The organism is Pedobacter jeongneungensis, assembly GCF_039538295.1.
Taxonomy (GTDB): Bacteria; Bacteroidota; Bacteroidia; order Sphingobacteriales; family Sphingobacteriaceae; genus Pedobacter; species Pedobacter jeongneungensis.
Window position 1 is genome coordinate 1 of the sequence record NZ_BAABBY010000035.1, and the last position, 1,303, is coordinate 1,303.

Genomic DNA, 1,303 nt, shown 5'->3' on the forward strand with positions numbered 1-1,303 from the left:
AATGATTGTTATGATAAAAACAAATTTTAAGCGGCAATATTAAAGTTATTTTTATAGCTCTCCTGGTTTTTAATAACAGCAGCAATTCTTAGCGCTATTTTGTTTCTAACGGCATTAATTACGCTCATGCTATGCTTCCCTTCATCCTTTTTTCTATTATAATATGTTTTGAATTCCTGATTGTGCTGTATTAAAGATAATGCACACATATGGAGCAGTCTTTTGAGTTCTTTATTGGCCATCCGGTGTACCCTGGGTTTACCTTTGATACTTATACCGCTGGTCTGTTCAAATGGAGCAACCCCTGCATAACAGGCCAGTTCCTTTCCACTAGGCTGCCCAGCAAAATTCCCCGTGCAACCAATCAAATACACCGCCGTAACATGTCCTATACCGGGAATACTGATTAATAGTTTATAATTCCGCTTGAAATCATGATTTCCGTTAATAATTTTTTTGATCTGATCTTCGAGGTTTTTGATGGACTTTGCTATACCATCAATTGCATTTTTAAGTGCTTTTTCAATTAGTTTCTGATGTTCTTTCCCATTAACATTGCCCAGCTCTTTTACCGGGACGCTAATGCCAGACTTTTGTTTGAGCAGTTTTGTCCTCGCTGATACGAGATCTTTCAACAGCATCAGCTCAGGATCCAGGGCAGCTGTAGCCCTTAGCTCATCTGCTTCCTTGAATGCATAATTGCATAAACGGATACTGTCTATCTTATCGTTTTTGCCTCTGGCTATCCCAAAACTCCATTTGATATGGGCAGCATTGCCAATGTGGATGGGCAGATTCCTTTTGCTGCAGAAAGCCCATAGCAGACGGTGATAGATCCCGGTATTTTCCATCAAAACCAAAGATTCATCACTGAATATAACCCTGTGAGACTTTAACCATTTATCAAACAGCTTTATCCCCGGAGCTGTGTTGTCAAACCGTGCGGTTTTTATTTCCTGTTTTACATGGTTTACAACCGCCATCAATGCGACATCGAAGTGGGGTTTGGAAACATCGATCCCGATAAAAAATTTTGCAGTAACAGTCATTATATTATTTTTTTACCTTTGTAATGCTTACCTAATTTTTACCCCATCGATCCTAGTCCTTAATAATGGGTATTGCCCTAATTGTTATCTGGTCACTAAGGGAAAAAACGGTAGCGGATTGCATCATTTCTTAGGCATAAAAACCTTGACGACTTTTTAATGTGCCGCTACCGCTTTAGGTAATCTGATTAATAATTAAGCAAATTAGATATTTGTTATCCTAAAATTAAATATCAAAACAAATCTAAAGGACG

At 38.2% G+C, this 1,303-nt stretch carries 1 protein-coding gene; it reads right to left on the minus strand.

Annotation, left to right across the window (positions count from 1 at the left end; genetic code table 11):
* Positions 1-26: 26 nt before the first annotated feature.
* Positions 27-1,049: an IS110 family RNA-guided transposase gene (locus ABD769_RS24910; RefSeq protein WP_344854072.1), complete on the minus strand. Its 1,023-nt coding sequence runs from the start codon at positions 1,047-1,049 to the stop codon at positions 27-29.
* Between the last annotated feature and the right edge of the window lie 254 nt (positions 1,050-1,303).

Excerpts from the sequence above, each read along its gene's own strand:
- ABD769_RS24910 (WP_344854072.1), bottom strand. The coding sequence starts at position 1,049 with ATGACTGTTACTGCAAAATTTTTTATCGGGATCGATGTTTCCAAACCC.